The 348-nt window shown below is 73.3% G+C and carries 1 protein-coding gene; it reads right to left on the reverse strand.

Annotated features, from left to right (window positions below; all coding sequences use genetic code 11):
• On the reverse strand, positions 1 to 348 hold a 348-nt coding region (locus tag J3P36_RS16040; RefSeq protein WP_210509262.1), incomplete at both ends, for a glutaminase.

Raw genomic sequence — 348 nt, forward strand, 5'->3', positions numbered from 1 at the left:
CGACGGCTGGGGTGCTGCCGTTCACCCGGTGGGCGCACCTCGCGTCCCGGCCCCGCGGCGTCCCCGCCACGGCGATGGCGCCGGCATTGACCATGGGGTTGAAGGGCCGGTTCCGCACGGGCTCCAGCTCCAGCGCGTTGAAGGCCTCCGCCATCGGCTGCACGCCCACCGCCTCGCGCATGCGCTCCCGGCCCAGCAGGTCGACGGCGAGGGCGTAGGTGTAGGGCTTGGAGACCGACTGGATGGTGAAGGGGTGGCGTGCGTCGCCGGCCTCCAGCAACTGGCCGCCTGTCGTCATGAGGCTGATGCCGAAGAGCTCCGGCGGCGTGGCGGCGAGGGCGGGGATGT

This window comes from Naasia sp. SYSU D00057, assembly GCF_017916505.1.
Lineage (GTDB): Bacteria > Actinomycetota > Actinomycetes > Actinomycetales > Microbacteriaceae > Naasia.